Raw genomic sequence first — 15,394 nt, 5'->3', positions numbered from 1 at the left:
CTATTTTAAATCTTTGGCACAGCGAAAACCTAAGTTTTTGGTGGTATAATTTGCTTTCAGGCTGCTTCTGAAAGCATAGCGCATAAAAGCCGCATAATCCATTAAATCGGTGGCATTTACGGATCCGCTGCCGCAAAAAAGATTTTTATCTGTAGCTTTATCTTTTCTGGACTCGCCAGAAAGAAAGATACTATTGAAATCGCCTGTCCATTCCCACACCAAACCGTGCATGTCATAAACGCCCCAGTAATTCCTGAAGGTTTGACCTACAGGGTTTAAATAGGTTTTTGGCTTCTCATACCACGACAAAATGTATTTATTGAATTCTTTTTTAGAACGTGCATCAATACGTTTTTCATCGGCCATGGCTACATATTCCCATTCGTCCATTGTTGGCAGTCTTTTGCCTTGACATTCGCAATATTTTTTGGCAGCAAACCAGGAAACATTGGTAACCGGGACATTGTTTAAATTCTTTAAACCATAATCGAAATCACTTGTCCATTGTGCCAGATAACTTTTATCTGCAAAAATACCTTTGATTTTAGAACGACTATACTCTGGGTATTTTTTGATAAAAGCAAGAAATTGTATATTGGTAACTGGATACACATCAATAGTAAAAGAAGGTATGTTGACCGGTTTTTCAGAAGTAGCACCATAAAGGGGCACAAAACTACCGCCCTTTATGGATGCCATTTTTTCTTGTTGAGCAAAAAGAGAACTTACACAGAATATAAATAGGATTGATATTGTTTTAAATACTGCCATCTGTTACTTTTTTTGATTTATTCTAATGTTCCTGGGCTACTTTTGGAGCAGGTTTGGCTCTAACAGCTTTTACTTTTGCCGGAGTTATTACTGTTTTATTATTGCCCCAACTGTTGTATATGTATGTCAGAACATCAGCAGCTTGCTCGTCAGTTAGGTTCTGACTGGTCATCACGTTATTGAATTTCTTGCCATTAACGGTGATCTCTCCACTTAATCCGTGCAATACCGCGCCAATAGCTCTATCTGGATTCGCATTCAGGTAATCTGATTTTGCCAATGGAGGAAAAGCATTCGGAATACCTTGTCCTTCAGATTGGTGACAGGCATAACAGGTACGGTCAAATAAATCTTTACCGGCTTTAATTTGTTCAGGAACAGTTTTTGCAACAGTAGTTTTAGGAACTGCTTTGCCTTTTGGCATACCTTGAATTGTCCCACCTTCTGGTAAATAAATTCCATCTTGTATGGTTCCAGAATACAATTTTTTATTTTCCTCGCCTTCAACTTTCAGCATTCCAAGTGCTCCTTTATTAAAGGCCCTAAAAATCGAGTGGTCTACCAGTATAAAAGTTCCCGGAACATCTACTTTAAACTCCACAATGGCCGAACCACCTGCAGGTATTAAGGTAGTTTGTACGTTTTCGTTGATCATATCCCCTCCTTCAATATGCACTTTGTCGAAAATTTCTCCAATAACATGGAAAGATGAGACCAAATTAGGACCTCCATTTCCCATATAAATACGGACAGTTTCACCAACTTTGGCCGTTAAAGACTTATCTCCGGCGAGAGCTCCAACTTTCCCATTGAAGACCACATAATCAGCTTGTTCCTTAATGGCTTTATCCATATCAAAAGGTTGAGAACCTTGTTCCCCATAACTGCCCTTGGTGTAAAAATCACCTTGCATGATGTAATATTCTTTATCTACTGGTGGCAAGCCTCCTTCTGGTTCAACCAAAATCAACCCATACATTCCGTTAGCAATATGCATTCCAACTGGTGCTGTAGCACAATGATACACGTATAAACCGGGATTTAAGGTTTTGAAACTAAACACTTTTTCGTGACCTGGCGCAACCAACGATGAAGTAGCTCCTCCGCCGGGTCCGGTAACAGCATGTAAATCAATATTATGAGGCATTTTGTTATCCGGATGGTTTTTTAGGTGAAATTCTACTTCATCACCCACTCTTGTTCTGATAAAACTTCCGGGAACAGAGCCGCCAAAAGTCCAATAGATATATTTTACCCCATCTACCATTTCTCCTTCAATTTCTTTGATTTCCATGTTGACCACCAATTTTGTAGCTTCGCGGTCTCCTACTGCTTTCGGAACAAACGGAGGTGCCGTGAGTTCGGCTGTTTGCTGCCCTTTGACCTCAATATTTTCATAGTTTTTTGCTTCGTCGCTTCCTCTTTTGCAAGAAAAAAGTCCGATTAAAACAACTAAGATTATAAAAAACTCCCTTATTTGTGTGTTTAATTTAGCTTTGGTTTCCATATTATCTTGGTTTTGAAATTGTTTAAATTTATGATGTAAAAATAAAAGATAAAAACATCCTTTATTATGATATTTGTCATATTCACTGCTTTCTTTCATAAATCTTCAAAAGAAGGTGAATTTAAAACTGGATACTTGTCCTTAAAAAACAAAAGCGATTAAAATACTTTTAAAAAAAAAATTAAAAAATGCAGTCTTATGATTTAAATCATATACTGCATTTTATAATTATACGAATTTTACAATATCAAATAATACACTAAATAATAATAAGAGAATTGGATAACAAAAAAATGATGAAGTGTGTTTAATTAAAAGACAAAATACTCTTTTATTAAAATCATCATCGTTTAATCATTACAAATTTTAATTTAAATAAAAATTATGGAAACTTTAGAACAAATTACAATCGGAGAATACGTGGCAAAAGATTTTAGAACAGCAGCCTTATTCTCAAAATACGGAATAGATTTTTGCTGTAACGGAAACAGAAGCATTGAAGAAGCCTGCCAGAAAAAAGCAGTGACTGCAGATATTTTATTGCAGGAAATTGAAACAGTTCTATCATCAAAAAGCGATTCAGGAATTGATTACAATGCCTGGCCGATTGATTTATTGGCTGATTATATTGAAAAAACGCATCACAGATATGTATCAGAAAAAACACCAGTACTACTGCAGTTTTTAGATAAGCTCAGCAGAGTGCATGGTGCAAAACATCCTGAACTATTATTAATAAATGAGCTTTTTAAAGGCTGTGCAGGAGAATTAGCACAACATATGAAAAAAGAAGAGCTGATTTTGTTCCCATTTATAAAAAAATTGGTTCATGCTACCTTATCTGATGAATTAATTGAGCTGCCTCATTTTGAAACCATTCAAAATCCAATTGCTATGATGATGCACGAGCACGATGCCGAAGGTGTCCGTTTTAGAAAAATAGCAGAACTAAGTAACAATTATACGCCGCCAGCCGATGGCTGTAATACGTATAAAGTTACGTTTGCAATGCTAGAAGAATTTGAGCAGGATTTGCATAAACACATTCATTTGGAGAATAATATTTTATTTCCAAAAGCTGCCAAACTTGAAAAAGACTTTACAGCTCAATAATAAGTACCTTTCAATCACTAAGAACCAACAACTATGGAAAATTATGTCATCAAAAGAAGTGGAAATTATCAGCCATTCGAAAGCTATAAGATCAAAGATGCAATTGAAAAAACTTTTCAGAGCGTCTCTATAGTTGTTGACGAAAGTGTTTTTGAAAGTGTGGCTATACAACTCGAAAACAAAGAAGTATGGTTCGTTGAAGAAATTCAGGATGTAATCGAAAAAAAATTATTCGAAAAAAAACATTTTGATGCCATGCGCTCCTTTATGCTATACAGACACACCAGAAAGCTGCAACGTGAACATCTTGAAGGATTGAATGATGATACAACGTATGTTGACAGCACCCAAACGATTGAAGAATACATTCAACAAACAGATTGGCGAATCAACGCCAACGCAAACACCTCTTATTCGAACGCAGGATTGGTTAGCAACGTAGCAGGAAAAGTTATCGCTAATTATTGGCTGGATAAAGTGTACTCTAAAGAAGAAGGCTATGCACACCGCAATGGTGATATTCACATTCACGATTTGGATTGCCTAACGGGCTATTGTGCGGGTTGGAGTTTACGTGTGTTGCTCAATGAAGGTTTCAATGGAGTAAGAGGCCGGGTGGAAAGCAAACCACCTTCTCATTTTAGGGAAGCTTTGGGACAAATGGCCAATTTTCTGGGTATTTTGCAAAGCGAATGGGCGGGTGCACAAGCCTTTAGTTCTTTTGACACCTATTTGGCTCCTTATGTATTCAAAGACGATCTCCTTTATGATGACGTTTTAAAAGCGGTACGAAGTTTTGTATACAACCTGAATGTTCCCGCACGCTGGGGACAATCTCCGTTTACCAATATCACTTTAGACTGGGTTGTTCCTGAGGATTTAAAAGCACAAATTCCGACTAAAAATGATTGTCATATTTTTGAAAAGAACAATAGTACAGACCTATTGACAAGGGCTAAAAGCAGAGGAGTTTCTGAAGTTACTAATTTACGATACGAGCATTTTCAAAAAGAAATGAATCTAATCAATAAAGCGTATTATACCGTAATGACAGAAGGTGATGCCAATGGGCAGCCCTTTACCTTCCCTATTCCAACGGTTAATATTACCGAGGAATTTGAATGGGATGGAGAGAACACAAACCTGCTTTTTGAAAACACAGCGAAAATTGGTTCTTCTTATTTTCAAAATTTCATTGGAAGCCAATATGTTTTGGACGAAAATGGCAATCAAATAGAAAATGAAAATGCCTACAAGCCCAATGCCGTTCGCAGTATGTGCTGCCGTTTACAACTCGATTTGCGAGAACTATTAAAACGTGGAAACGGACTTTTTGGAAGCGCTGAAATGACAGGAAGTATTGGCGTGGTAACTATTAATATGGCTCGCTTAGGTTATTTATTCAAAGGAAACAAAGCAGCTTTATTTCAACAATTGGACAAGCTTTTATTGATTTCCAAATCAACTTTAGAGAAAAAAAGAACTTTTATTCAGGGAATGTACGATCGTGGATTGTATCCCTACACCAAACGGTATTTACAACATTTCAGAAATCACTTTTCAACTATTGGTGTAAACGGAATGAACGAAATGATTCAGAATTTTACCCATAATGAAGACGACATAACATCTGAAACTGGTATTGAACTCGCTTCTGAAATTCTGGAACACATCCGGGACAGAATGAAGCAATATCAGGAAGAAACTGGAAATCTTTATAATTTAGAAGCCACTCCGGCAGAAGGAACCACATACCGATTTGCCAAAGAGGATAAAAAACGTTTTGATGATATTATTCAGGCGGGAGCAGAAAAAAATATTTACTACACAAATAGTTCCCAAATCCCTGTCGATTTTACCCAGGATCCATTTGAAGCTTTGATGCTTCAGGACCAATTGCAATGCAAATACACAGGAGGAACCGTCTTGCATTTGTATATGAGCGAAAGAATAAGCTCACCTGAAGCTTGCAAAAATTTTGTAAAAAAAGTGATTACTAATTTTAAATTGCCTTACATCACAGTAACACCTGTATTTAGTGTTTGCCCTGTTCATGGCTATCTAAACGGAGAGCATGAATATTGCCCAAAATGCGATGAAATTATCATTGAAGAAAAAACAAAGCTTATAGAGATTTGAAAAAACCACACCGCAAATTTTACACAATTCATAACTAAAAAAACAGCAAATATGAAACTAACAACCAACGCGATTTTAGAACAAAATCAAGAAGTTCGCACCAAATGCCTGGTGTACACAAGAGTAATGGGCTACCACAGACCCGTAGAAAGTTTTAATATCGGAAAAAAAGGTGAACACAAACAGCGAACCCATTTCAATGAAGCAAAATGTTAGTGCCCCTATTTACAGTATTACACCGTTTACTTTATTAGATTATCCGCACCAATCAGCTTGCATTTTTTGGTTTGCAGGCTGTAATATGCGGTGTTTGTATTGCTATAATCCAGAAATTGTATACGGAAAAGGACGTATTACTTTTGATAAAGCACTTCAATTCCTCAAAAGCAGGGTTAATCTATTGGACGCCGTAGTTTTTAGCGGAGGCGAATGTCTGTTACATAAAAAGGCTGTTTCGTTTATTAAAGAAGTCAAAAAAATGGGTTTTTTGATCAAAATTGACACCAATGGCTCACAACCGGACATATTGGAAGAACTGATTCAAAAAGAACTCATTAATTATGTAGCACTTGATTTTAAAGCAATGCCTGCGAAATTTGCAAAGATAACCCAATCAAAACTTTTCATTCCCTTTGCAAAATCATTACTTTTATTGCTTCATCATACAGTACCTTTTGAAGTTCGTACAACAGTGCACTCTGATTTATTAAACAAAAGAGATATTCAGGAAATGGTGTTTTTTCTGGAAAATTTGGGATATTCAGGAAATTATTACATTCAGCATTTTATTAATGGATCCTCAACAATAGAAAAACTGGGGCATTCTTTTAAAGAATTGGAAAACCAAAATATTGGTACAGAGAAAATTAAAATTCATTTTAGAGGATAGTAAGTAAGTCGAAAGTTTAAAAGTCGTAAAGTCAAAAGAAGTAATATTACAAATAACACTTTTTAAATCAACCTGTTGTGTATTTTCGTTTAATTTAAAAACACGACATTATACTATGTTGGTTACTTAATCGAATATTTTTAAATGTTTTTTTAATCAATCAATCAATTTTAATCAAATGAAATCAACTACTCCCATCAAAAGAGCTCCGGAATTAAGACCTTTAAGCCACGACCACCATCATGGTCTGCTGCTTTGCTGGAAAATTAAAACTGGAATGGCGAAAAATATTGACCTGCAGCGCATCAAAAAATACGTCGATTGGTTTTATGAAATTTATTTAAAGACGCATTTTGAGCTGGAGGAAAAATACGTTTTCACGATCTTAGAAGCAGATAACGCGCTCATTGAGCAGGCTTTGAAAGAACACAGAACGTTAAACGAATTATTCGAAAGTACTTCGGATCTGGAAATAAATTTAAAAAGAATCGAAAAAGAGTTAGACTCTCATATCCGCTTTGAAGAGCGTGTTTTATTTGCTGAAATTCAAAAAGCAGCCACAGAGGAACAATTAAAAAAAATAGAAGAAATACATTCAAAGGAAGCTTTTATAGAAAATGAAGATGCTGATTTTTGGAGCTAAAATTTAACAAAATGAAAAAAATAAAACTAATATTATTTTTATTGGCCATTGTATTTATCGGATCATGCCAAAAAAACAAAGAAGATCAAACATCTAAAGAAGCAAATGAAATAAATTCAGTTTCGGAAAAAAATACCGAAACAGCCGCGGAAGTGAGCCTGAACAAAGGACAATTATGGGAAGCCAACCCAGAAACTACTGAAGGGATTACTACTTTACAAAAAATAATTCTGGAATCAGGCGAAGAAGAAAGCGCATTGATTTTGAAAGAGAAACTGAAATCTGAGTTTGCCATGATTTTTAAAAAATGTACAATGAAAGGTGAAGCCCACAATCAGTTACACAACTATTTGATTCCGTTAAAATTAAAAATCGATAATCTTGAGGATTCCAATAAAGCTGAAATTAAAAAAGAGATCCTGGCTCATTTAGAGCAATATAAGCTTTTTTTCATTTAAAGTATGAACACACTTTTAAGCATCAAGAATTAAATCCTTTATAAAATCATGAAGAAGAGTTGGTTACTCTGTACTTTTTCTAATTTTTTCATCGCTTCATTGATGGGACTGTTGCTTCGATGGATGTATGTTTCACCGATCACCGGAGTCAATTTTCAGTTTTTAATGCACGGCCATTCACACGTGGCGATGTTAGGCTGGGTCTATATGATGTTGTACTGTTTGATTTTTCATTTTTTTGTTCCAAAAGAAAAACAGCAAAAACCCATCTACAACCAATTATTTTGGACAACAGAACTGGCCGTAGTCGGAATGATGATTGATTTTCCTGCTCAAGGATATGCTTTTGTTTCTATTCTTTTTTCGACTTTGCATATTTTTTGCAGCTACTATTTTTGTTATTTAATTATAAAGGATGCCAATCCAACAACTCTGGCTGAAAGAAAGCTGCTTCGTGCGGCTTTGTTTTTCATGATTTTTTCTACTTTGGGTGTCTGGTGCCTGGGTCCTGCAGTTTCATTGTTAGGTAAAGCAAGCGCTCTTTATCAAATTGCGATTCAGTTTTTTCTTCATTTTCAATTTAATGGCTGGTTCCTGTTTGCCATTTTGGCTTTGTTTTTCAAACAGGCAAAACTTATTATTGAAGCTAAAAAATTCAGGATATTTTATAATTTATTTGTTGCTTCTACTTTTTTAACATTGGCTTTGCCGGTAAGTTGGTATTTGCCTAACCCGATTTTTTATTGGTTAAATGCTCTTGGAGTAATGCTTCAGCTATATGCTGCGGTACTTTTTATACAATTTATCCGCCCGCAGTTTCAGTCCTTTTTTGCTGTTTTACCAACGATCACAAAAATAGTTTATGGTTTTGCTTTGTTTTCATTGGCTTTAAAAGTCTTTATTCAACTGGTGGTTTTGTTTCCGGAATTGGCACATGTATCCCATCAGATTCGTAATTTTGTCATTGGATACATTCACTTGACCATGTTGGGAATTATTACAGGTTTCCTGTTTGGATTTGCATTACAAAATGATTTTTTAAATTCGAGAAACCGTATTCAAACATGGGGAATCGCAATTTTTTTATTCGGATTTTTTACAACTGAAATTCTTTTGTTTCTTCAGGGCATTTGGTTTTTCTTGGGTAAAGGTAGTTTACCGAATTATTATCAAAATCTATTCTTATCCAGTATTTTTATGCCAGCAGGCCTTATAATGCTATCTGTTAAAATTGTGAAACTAAAACCTAAAACTATATGAGCCACCATTTATTGTTAATCATCCATCTTTTGAGTGCCACCATTTGGGTTGGTGGTCATTTGTTGCTTGTCTTTGGTTTTTTGCCACAAGCATTAAAAGAAAAAAATCAGAATATAATTCTCGATTATGAAAGAAAGTATGAACCTGTTGGCATGACTGCTCTGGTTTTGCTGGTCATTACCGGAATTTTAATGGCCTATAAATATGGTGTTAGCATCGAATATTGGTTTCAGTTCGAGACACCTATAGAAAAAGTTGTTTCAACAAAATTAGCTCTGTTATTATTGACGGTTCTTTTTGCTTTGAGTGCGCAATTTAGAGTGTTGCCAAAGCTAGAAAAAGGTGCTGAGAAGTTGCCTGAAATGACCTTTCATATTCTATCAGTTACCATAATTGGGGTTTTGATGGTTGTTTTTGGATCTTTTGTGCGTTATGGCGGGCTTTGATTTATATGATTTATACATTACAAAAAAAAGATTATGTTCTCTAAAACATGTGAATATGGCATTCGTGCAGCTATTTTTATTGCTTTTCAATCCTATCAGGACAATCGCATCGGCTTGAAAGAAATTGCCAAAAAAATCGATTCTCCGGAGGCTTTTACAGCCAAAATTCTTCAAATCCTATCGAGAGACAATATTATTAAATCTATAAAAGGAGTGGGCGGAGGTTTTGAAATTTCCAAAGAGAATATGAAAGAAATTACATTAGCGCAAATAGTCAATTCTTTGGATGGCGATCGCATTTTGACCGGTTGCGCATTAGGATTAAGTAATTGTTCTGAAGACCATCCTTGTCCGATGCACGATAAATTTATATCTATTCGAAACGATTTGGTTTTCACGCTTGAAAATACCAATCTTGAAGAATTGGCTTTGGGTATTAAATCGGGAGAGACCTTCCTTAGGTATTAATTTTAGTGTCATAATAAAAGCTTTGTTTGATTGGATTTTCCGAAAAACGAACAAAACTTAATTTTCAAAAAACTTACCGATTTTAAAAACCCAACATAAGTATCAGCATCAAATCTTTTGTTTTAAAACAAAAGAGAATAATTAAAAATAATTTAATAATGAAAAACCTTAAAGAGCGAATACTGAAACTAAAAAAAGAGAAGAATGCAGTTATTCTGGCACATTACTATCAGGAATCCGATATTCAGGATGTTTCAGATTATGTGGGCGACAGCCTGGGATTGTCACAAGAAGCAATGCAGGTGCATGCTGATATAATTGTTTTTGCAGGAGTACATTTTATGGCTGAGACTGCAAAAATTTTAAATCCAGGTAAAAAAGTTATTCTTCCTGATTTGAATGCAGGCTGCTCGTTGGCTGACTCTTGTCCCGCCAATTTATTTCAACAATTTACCCAAGCCCATCCAGACCACATTGTTATTACATATGTGAATTGTTCTGCAGAGGTTAAAGCTTTAACTGACATTGTGGTAACTTCTTCTAATGCCGTTAAAATCGTCAATTCTATACCGAAAGACAAACCCATTATTTTTGCTCCCGATAAAAATTTGGGAAAATATGTAATGGAACAAACAGGCAGGGAAATGTTGCTTTGGGACGGTGCATGTGTGGTTCATGAAGCATTTTCATTTGATAAATTAATTGAATTGTACAAACAAAATCCAGATGCGCAAATTATTGCCCATCCTGAATCTGAAACCCATATTTTAAAAACAGCCAGCTATATTGGTTCGACAGCAGGAATGATTGAATATGTTAAAACCAATCCGGGCACCAAATTTATTGTGGCTACAGAAGTGGGAATTCTTCATAAAATGAAACTGGAAGTTCCTGATAAAATATTGATACCGGCACCTTCAAACGAAGACAACACTTGTGCCTGCAGCCAATGTGGCTACATGAAAGTAAATACGTTACAAAAATTACATGACTGTTTGCTTAATGAAACGCCTGAAATTAAAGTTCCTGCTGATATAATGAAAAAAGCGTTTGTCCCTATTGAAAGAATGCTGGAATTATCCAAATGATGATGTTAGCTGGCTTCTCTTTTTAATCCCTTAATATCCTTTAAAAAAATCAGCTTTCCTTTTAATTCGATCAACCCTGATTTTTTAAACTCAGAAAGCAATCGGATGCAACTCTCGGTGGCTGTACCGATCATTCCGGCCAGTTCCTCTCTTGATAATTGCACTTTTAAGGATTGATCAGCATTTACACCAAAGGTGTCACTAAGATATAATAACTTTTCAGCCAGTCTTTCCTTAACAGTTTTCTGGACCATATCCACAGTATGATCATCAGCATGTTTCAAATCATCACAAACAGACTGCATTAAGTTCATTGAAAACTGATTGTTATTATTAAAAAATTGAATGATTTCAGATTTTGGAATGAAACAAACTTCCATATCAGCAATTGCTGTAGCCGACAAGTTTGCAGGTTCATTGCTGATCATTGAACGTTGCCCCAGAAGTTCACCTGACTTTACAAGTTTAACAATTTGGTCCCTTCCATTGGCACTTAATTTAGAAAGTTTTCCAATACCATCTTTTATACAGAAAACCCCATTAATTACTTCTCCTTCCTCTATTATAGCCTCCCCTTTTTTAATTACCTGAGTGCTTTTACTATTTGCCAATTGTATGATTTGCTCTTTGTTTAGTGCTTTCAATGCACTAAGCTGTCTTACAATACATTGATCGCATTTATTCATAGTAATTTTTTGCTGCAAAAGTAGAATAATTAGAGTTACTACACTACATTACTTGAAAAATTTGAATAATTTTCTTTTCCAGCAAAATTATTCTTGAAAGATTGATACAGTGGCTACTGGCATATCGATGTGATCTTAAATCCAGAAAGTAGTTAAAAGAATCAACCCTGCCAGGATATCATGTTTAATAATTAGCATACCTAGAAAATTTCAGAGTCAATTTGTGCAAGGAATTCTATTAATCGTTTAGACTGTCATTGAAAAAAGATTAGTTTCGGGAGATTTTCTTTTCAAATGCAAATCGAAAGCCATACAAATATTACGGACGAAAGGTCTCCCTGCATCTGTGATCTTGATTCTATTTTCTTCAATAGTTACCAGATCATCATTTACCATTTCCTTTAAATCGGACAAAACACTTGGTAATTCGTCAAAATAAAAAGCTTTATCATTCCACGAAGTTTCAAATTGACAGGTTAAATTGAGAATATGTTTTCGAATAATTAAATCCTCATTATCAAGAATATGTCCTTTGACAACAGGCAGTTTGTCGCACTCCAAAAGTTGATAATATTCTTCCAATCTCTTTGTATTTTGAGCAAAACTGTACCAACTATCACTGATAGCTGAAACTCCCAATCCAATCATTAACTGGGTTTTTGACGAGCTATATCCCATAAAATTGCGATGCAATTCCCCAGTATGACCAGCCTTATATAAACTATCCGAAGCTAAAGCAAAGTGATCCATCCCAATTTCGTGATATCCGTTTTGAGAAAGCAGGTTTTTTCCTGTCTCATATAATTTTCTTTTTTCTACATCTTTTGGAAGATCTGCCTCATTGAATCCACGTTGTCCATTTCCTTTGATCCAGGGCGTATGCGCATAGCTGTAAAAAGCCAATCGATCTGGTTTTAAAGAATTTGTTTTTTCGATGGTGTCCACAATGTTTTCAATTGTTTGAAAAGGCAATCCAAAAATAATATCGTGTCCTATTGAGGTATAACCAATTTCTTTTGCCCAAAAGGTGACTTTTGCCACATTGTGAAATGGCTGAATCCTGTGAATGGCTTTCTGGACTTTTTCCGCATAGTCCTGAACACCAAAACTTACTCTGCGAAACCCTAGATTATATAATTTTTTAAGCTGCTCATAAGTCGTATTGTTGGGATGTCCTTCAAAACTGAACTCATGATTTTCAGCTTTATCAGCTAACCTAAAAATACCGTTTATAAGATTTTCTAAATTTTCTGATGAGAAAAAAGTCGGAGTTCCACCTCCCAGATGAATTTCTTTTATGATTGGTCTTTCAGAAGACAGTCCACAGTAAATACTCCATTCTTTTAAAACAGCCATGATGTATTTTTCTTCTACTGAATGATTTTTAGTAATTCGTTTGTTGCATCCGCAAAAAGTGCACAAACTTTCACAAAAAGGCAAATGAATATATAGGCTAATCCCATTTTGTGAATTGCTCTCCAAGAATGATTTTTGAAAAGAAATCTTCCATGCCTCTATTGAAAAAAGTATTTCATTCCAGTACGGAACAGTTGGATAACTGGTATATCTGGGACCTGGAACATTATATTTTTGAATTAAAGACTTTGACATAATTTTAATTTTAGAAATTAGGAAGAAAATGAAATAGAACTTTTTTTAATTGAAATGAATCTTTTTAGCTATTACCATTCTAATGCATTACAAATATCCGAAGTATACTGCTTTTGTAATATGATAAATATCATAACACTTCAGATTACACAATGACTTCCAAAAGATTAGCTACCAGTTTAAATTAAAAATATCTTTTTATAAATCTTTAATTTAACACCTATTCTAGCTTCAACAAAACTTTCAAAACCTAATATTTATCATGTTTTTTTTATACCTGATTTCTTTTCTTTGCTTAAAACATATACCTCCGCTTTCATGAAAATCAATAATAACCGCAGGCGCTGTCTTCAAGCGATGAAATATTTCGCATCATTTATAAATACATATAACTTTAGAAAAAATGGATATTGATACAGATTTGCTATTCACTTGGGGCGCTGTTGCAAAAAAAACACCCAAAAACTGTATCATATTTTACGAAAATGATCCTCCCCTATACTTCTATCAGATTCTTGAAGGGACTGTAAAAATGACCTATACCAATGAAGACGGAAAAGACCTGACAGTAGGAATTTTTGAAAATGGAAGCAGTTTTGGCGAACCGCCCCTCTTTATTGATCAGCCTTATCCAGCCTCAGCAGTAGCACAGACCGATTGTGTGCTCTTAAAACTTTCAAAAGCCAACTTCTTTTTACTTCTTGAAGAAAATCCAAAAATCCAATCGAAAATATTAAAAGTCTTTGCCTGGAGAATTTACAATAAAATAGTATTTTCAAAAAATATAATTAATCATAAACCTGAGTACCGGGTACAGTATTTTCTCGATAATTTAAAAAAACAGCAGAATATTCCCCCAAATCAAAGACTGAAAATTCAGTATACCCGTCAGGAAATTGCAGATTTTACTGGTTTGCGCGTTGAGACGGTCATTCGGACAATTTCTATTATGAACAAGAAAAAAAAAATAGAAATTATAGATCATAAAATATTTTATTGAAATTTCTTAAATACTTTAATATATGATTCAGATCATATATCTTTTTTAAATATTTTTCTTTCTTTGTGGAGGTTAAATGAAAATTATTAATTCAGCTCTAATAGCATTTAATTTAAAAACGGGCGCTCTTCGAGCGCCCGTTTTTTACTTTATCACTTTATTTTACTACTTTATTCATCATCATTTTCGAAATACTCTGAGCCCTAATCTTTACTTCTGATGCTTTTGGTCCTTCAAATAAATCATCAACAGTTTTTTTCCACAACTTATTCCAATGTTTAAAATGAGTTTCAGTTAAGGGGCTTTTCTGATTTAAAATCCGATGCTTCATCATCGGGTTTCCTTCAAAATTTCCGGAATGAAAAAGGATATTATCCCAAAAATCATACATAATTGGAAGATGTTTTTCCCAATTAACATTCGCCACTTTGGTAAATAAATATCCGATAGTAGCATCTGTCTGAACCTTACCATAAAAAGCATCAACCAATATTTTGATATCCTGTCTGTTTTTAATATCTGTTTTTATCTTCTCCTTCATAATTGAGTATTAAATATTAATTGTTAAAGATCTTTTTTATTAAATTTTCTGACTGAAATAAAAAAAGGTATCGCAATCCATAAAATCAATAGAAAAAAAGAGATAATCAATCCAATAGTTGTCCCAAAAAAATCTTTAAAAATTGCGCCTGTGTAACCCATCATAGCTGACTGATCAAGATGTAAGAGAATCTGAATACGTGCAAGATCTATTGGGCTCAGGGCCGTTACCCCCACCATTGCCTCTTCAATAGGATACTCGGCAAACTGAAACAACAGAAATAAAACCAAAGCGTCAAATAGTATTGCAAAATACATCCAAAACATAATCGCTACACCAATTCCTTTTGCTTTATCACGAGTCAAAATACAGCTCAAAAAAGCTAAAGACACAAAAACAGCCGAGATTAAACATCCTGACAAAAGCATCATAACACCTGAAGCATCAGGCGCATTAATTACAAGGGGGATTCCCGCACCCAGCAAAAAAGCCAAAATCATTGCAATGGAAAGCCCGGCAAATAAACTGATCCATATTTTTTTTCGCCTTAATGGCTGGCTGAGTAACAGTTCAATAAATTCAGAACTGTTATAAATATATATCGTCGAAAAAAGTATCGAAACTAATGGAACTGTAAATAAAATTACATTCAAAATTGTCAACAGCCCTTTAGCAGAATTGTCTTCAAGGCCAAAAGATCCCCAGGAGAGCAAGGCCAAAACAAAAGTGTAACTCAGAACGATTTTATTTTTAAGAATATCCAACAATACAATT

The 15,394-nt window shown here is 34.6% G+C and carries 15 protein-coding genes and 1 pseudogene; 10 read left to right on the top strand and 6 right to left on the bottom strand.

Annotation, left to right across the window (positions count from 1 at the left end; translation table 11 throughout):
• Both GSY47_RS12175 and nirK read right to left on the bottom strand, forming a co-directional pair.
• The gene (locus GSY47_RS12175; RefSeq protein ID WP_379786626.1) at positions 1–699 is read right to left on the bottom strand and encodes a formylglycine-generating enzyme family protein; all 699 of its coding nucleotides are present in this window, start codon (positions 697–699) and stop codon (positions 1–3) included.
• Between the two features lie 94 nt (positions 700–793).
• Positions 794–2,278, bottom strand: coding sequence for a copper-containing nitrite reductase (nirK, locus tag GSY47_RS12170; protein WP_179006606.1), 1,485 nt, complete (start codon positions 2,276–2,278; stop codon positions 794–796).
• Positions 2,279–2,662: 384 nt separating this feature from the next.
• Between nirK and ric the strand changes: the two genes are divergently transcribed.
• The 9 genes and pseudogenes from ric to nadA all read left to right on the top strand — a co-directional run bounded on the left by ric (position 2,663) and on the right by nadA (position 10,782).
• Positions 2,663–3,391 carry an iron-sulfur cluster repair di-iron protein gene (gene ric, locus GSY47_RS12165; RefSeq protein WP_179006603.1) on the top strand — a complete coding sequence of 243 codons (729 nt, stop codon included), beginning with the start codon at positions 2,663–2,665 and terminating at the stop codon, positions 3,389–3,391.
• A 33-nt stretch (positions 3,392–3,424) separates the two neighbouring features.
• A pseudogene (locus GSY47_RS12160) lies at positions 3,425–5,746 on the top strand (ribonucleoside triphosphate reductase).
• Positions 5,730–6,419: an anaerobic ribonucleoside-triphosphate reductase activating protein gene (locus GSY47_RS12150; protein ID WP_179006599.1), complete on the top strand. Its 690-nt coding sequence runs from the start codon at positions 5,730–5,732 to the stop codon at positions 6,417–6,419. The pseudogene GSY47_RS12160 and the gene GSY47_RS12150 overlap by 17 nt, the downstream one beginning before the upstream one ends.
• Before the next feature lie 178 nt (positions 6,420–6,597).
• Positions 6,598–7,062, top strand: a complete 465-nt coding sequence (locus GSY47_RS12145; protein ID WP_179006597.1) for a hemerythrin domain-containing protein — start codon at positions 6,598–6,600, stop codon at positions 7,060–7,062.
• An 11-nt stretch (positions 7,063–7,073) separates the two neighbouring features.
• Positions 7,074–7,520: a hypothetical protein gene (locus GSY47_RS12140; protein ID WP_179006595.1), complete on the top strand. Its 447-nt coding sequence runs from the start codon at positions 7,074–7,076 to the stop codon at positions 7,518–7,520.
• Between the two features lie 48 nt (positions 7,521–7,568).
• Positions 7,569–8,780 carry a hypothetical protein gene (locus GSY47_RS12135; protein ID WP_184161193.1) on the top strand — a complete coding sequence of 404 codons (1,212 nt, stop codon included), beginning with the start codon at positions 7,569–7,571 and terminating at the stop codon, positions 8,778–8,780.
• Positions 8,777–9,226, top strand: a complete 450-nt coding sequence (locus GSY47_RS12130; RefSeq protein WP_179006591.1) for a CopD family protein — start codon at positions 8,777–8,779, stop codon at positions 9,224–9,226. The genes GSY47_RS12135 and GSY47_RS12130 overlap by 4 nt, the downstream gene beginning before the upstream one ends.
• Positions 9,227–9,259: 33 nt before the next feature.
• On the top strand, positions 9,260–9,694 hold the full coding sequence (locus tag GSY47_RS12125; protein ID WP_179006589.1) for an RrF2 family transcriptional regulator: 435 nt from the start codon (positions 9,260–9,262) through the stop codon (positions 9,692–9,694).
• 158 nt (positions 9,695–9,852) lie between these two features.
• Positions 9,853–10,782 carry a quinolinate synthase NadA gene (nadA, locus tag GSY47_RS12120; protein WP_219071390.1) on the top strand — a complete coding sequence of 310 codons (930 nt, stop codon included), beginning with the start codon at positions 9,853–9,855 and terminating at the stop codon, positions 10,780–10,782.
• A 5-nt stretch (positions 10,783–10,787) separates the two neighbouring features.
• On the opposite strand, the gene GSY47_RS12115 is transcribed toward nadA, so the two are convergent.
• Positions 10,788–11,468, bottom strand: a complete 681-nt coding sequence (locus tag GSY47_RS12115; RefSeq protein ID WP_179006585.1) for a Crp/Fnr family transcriptional regulator — start codon at positions 11,466–11,468, stop codon at positions 10,788–10,790.
• 246 nt (positions 11,469–11,714) lie between these two features.
• On the bottom strand, positions 11,715–13,079 hold the full coding sequence (gene hemN, locus GSY47_RS12110; protein WP_179006583.1) for an oxygen-independent coproporphyrinogen III oxidase: 1,365 nt from the start codon (positions 13,077–13,079) through the stop codon (positions 11,715–11,717).
• Positions 13,080–13,482: 403 nt separating this feature from the next.
• On the opposite strand from hemN, the gene GSY47_RS12105 reads away from it, so the two are divergent.
• Entirely contained in the window at positions 13,483–14,079 is a 597-nt protein-coding gene (locus GSY47_RS12105) for a Crp/Fnr family transcriptional regulator (RefSeq protein WP_056205585.1), read from the top strand.
• Between the two features lie 157 nt (positions 14,080–14,236).
• Here the strand turns inward: GSY47_RS12105 and GSY47_RS12100 are convergent, their stop codons facing one another.
• Both GSY47_RS12100 and GSY47_RS12095 read right to left on the bottom strand, forming a co-directional pair.
• On the bottom strand, positions 14,237–14,620 hold the full coding sequence (locus GSY47_RS12100; RefSeq protein WP_056205587.1) for a group III truncated hemoglobin: 384 nt from the start codon (positions 14,618–14,620) through the stop codon (positions 14,237–14,239).
• A gap of 23 nt (positions 14,621–14,643) precedes the next feature.
• On the bottom strand, positions 14,644–15,384 hold the full coding sequence (locus GSY47_RS12095) for an ABC transporter permease subunit (RefSeq protein WP_242412113.1): 741 nt from the start codon (positions 15,382–15,384) through the stop codon (positions 14,644–14,646).
• Between the last annotated feature and the right edge of the window lie 10 nt (positions 15,385–15,394).

Source organism: Flavobacterium quisquiliarum (assembly GCF_019308285.1).
Classification (GTDB): Bacteria; Bacteroidota; Bacteroidia; order Flavobacteriales; family Flavobacteriaceae; genus Flavobacterium; species Flavobacterium quisquiliarum.
Note: the sequence above shows the minus strand (reverse complement) of the source record. Positions and strands in the feature narration are given on the sequence as shown.

Excerpts from the sequence above, each read along its gene's own strand:
- GSY47_RS12175 (WP_379786626.1), bottom strand. The coding sequence starts at position 699 with ATGGCATCCATAAAGGGCGGTAGTTTTGTGCCCCTTTATGGTGCTACT.
- nirK (WP_179006606.1), bottom strand. The coding sequence starts at position 2,278 with ATGGAAACCAAAGCTAAATTAAACACACAAATAAGGGAGTTTTTTATA.
- ric (WP_179006603.1), top strand. The coding sequence starts at position 2,663 with ATGGAAACTTTAGAACAAATTACAATCGGAGAATACGTGGCAAAAGAT.
- GSY47_RS12150 (WP_179006599.1), top strand. The coding sequence starts at position 5,730 with ATGAAGCAAAATGTTAGTGCCCCTATTTACAGTATTACACCGTTTACT.
- GSY47_RS12145 (WP_179006597.1), top strand. The coding sequence starts at position 6,598 with ATGAAATCAACTACTCCCATCAAAAGAGCTCCGGAATTAAGACCTTTA.
- GSY47_RS12140 (WP_179006595.1), top strand. The coding sequence starts at position 7,074 with ATGAAAAAAATAAAACTAATATTATTTTTATTGGCCATTGTATTTATC.
- GSY47_RS12135 (WP_184161193.1), top strand. The coding sequence starts at position 7,569 with ATGAAGAAGAGTTGGTTACTCTGTACTTTTTCTAATTTTTTCATCGCT.
- GSY47_RS12130 (WP_179006591.1), top strand. The coding sequence starts at position 8,777 with ATGAGCCACCATTTATTGTTAATCATCCATCTTTTGAGTGCCACCATT.
- GSY47_RS12125 (WP_179006589.1), top strand. The coding sequence starts at position 9,260 with ATGTTCTCTAAAACATGTGAATATGGCATTCGTGCAGCTATTTTTATT.
- nadA (WP_219071390.1), top strand. The coding sequence starts at position 9,853 with ATGAAAAACCTTAAAGAGCGAATACTGAAACTAAAAAAAGAGAAGAAT.
- GSY47_RS12115 (WP_179006585.1), bottom strand. The coding sequence starts at position 11,468 with ATGAATAAATGCGATCAATGTATTGTAAGACAGCTTAGTGCATTGAAA.
- hemN (WP_179006583.1), bottom strand. The coding sequence starts at position 13,079 with ATGTCAAAGTCTTTAATTCAAAAATATAATGTTCCAGGTCCCAGATAT.
- GSY47_RS12105 (WP_056205585.1), top strand. The coding sequence starts at position 13,483 with ATGGATATTGATACAGATTTGCTATTCACTTGGGGCGCTGTTGCAAAA.
- GSY47_RS12100 (WP_056205587.1), bottom strand. The coding sequence starts at position 14,620 with ATGAAGGAGAAGATAAAAACAGATATTAAAAACAGACAGGATATCAAA.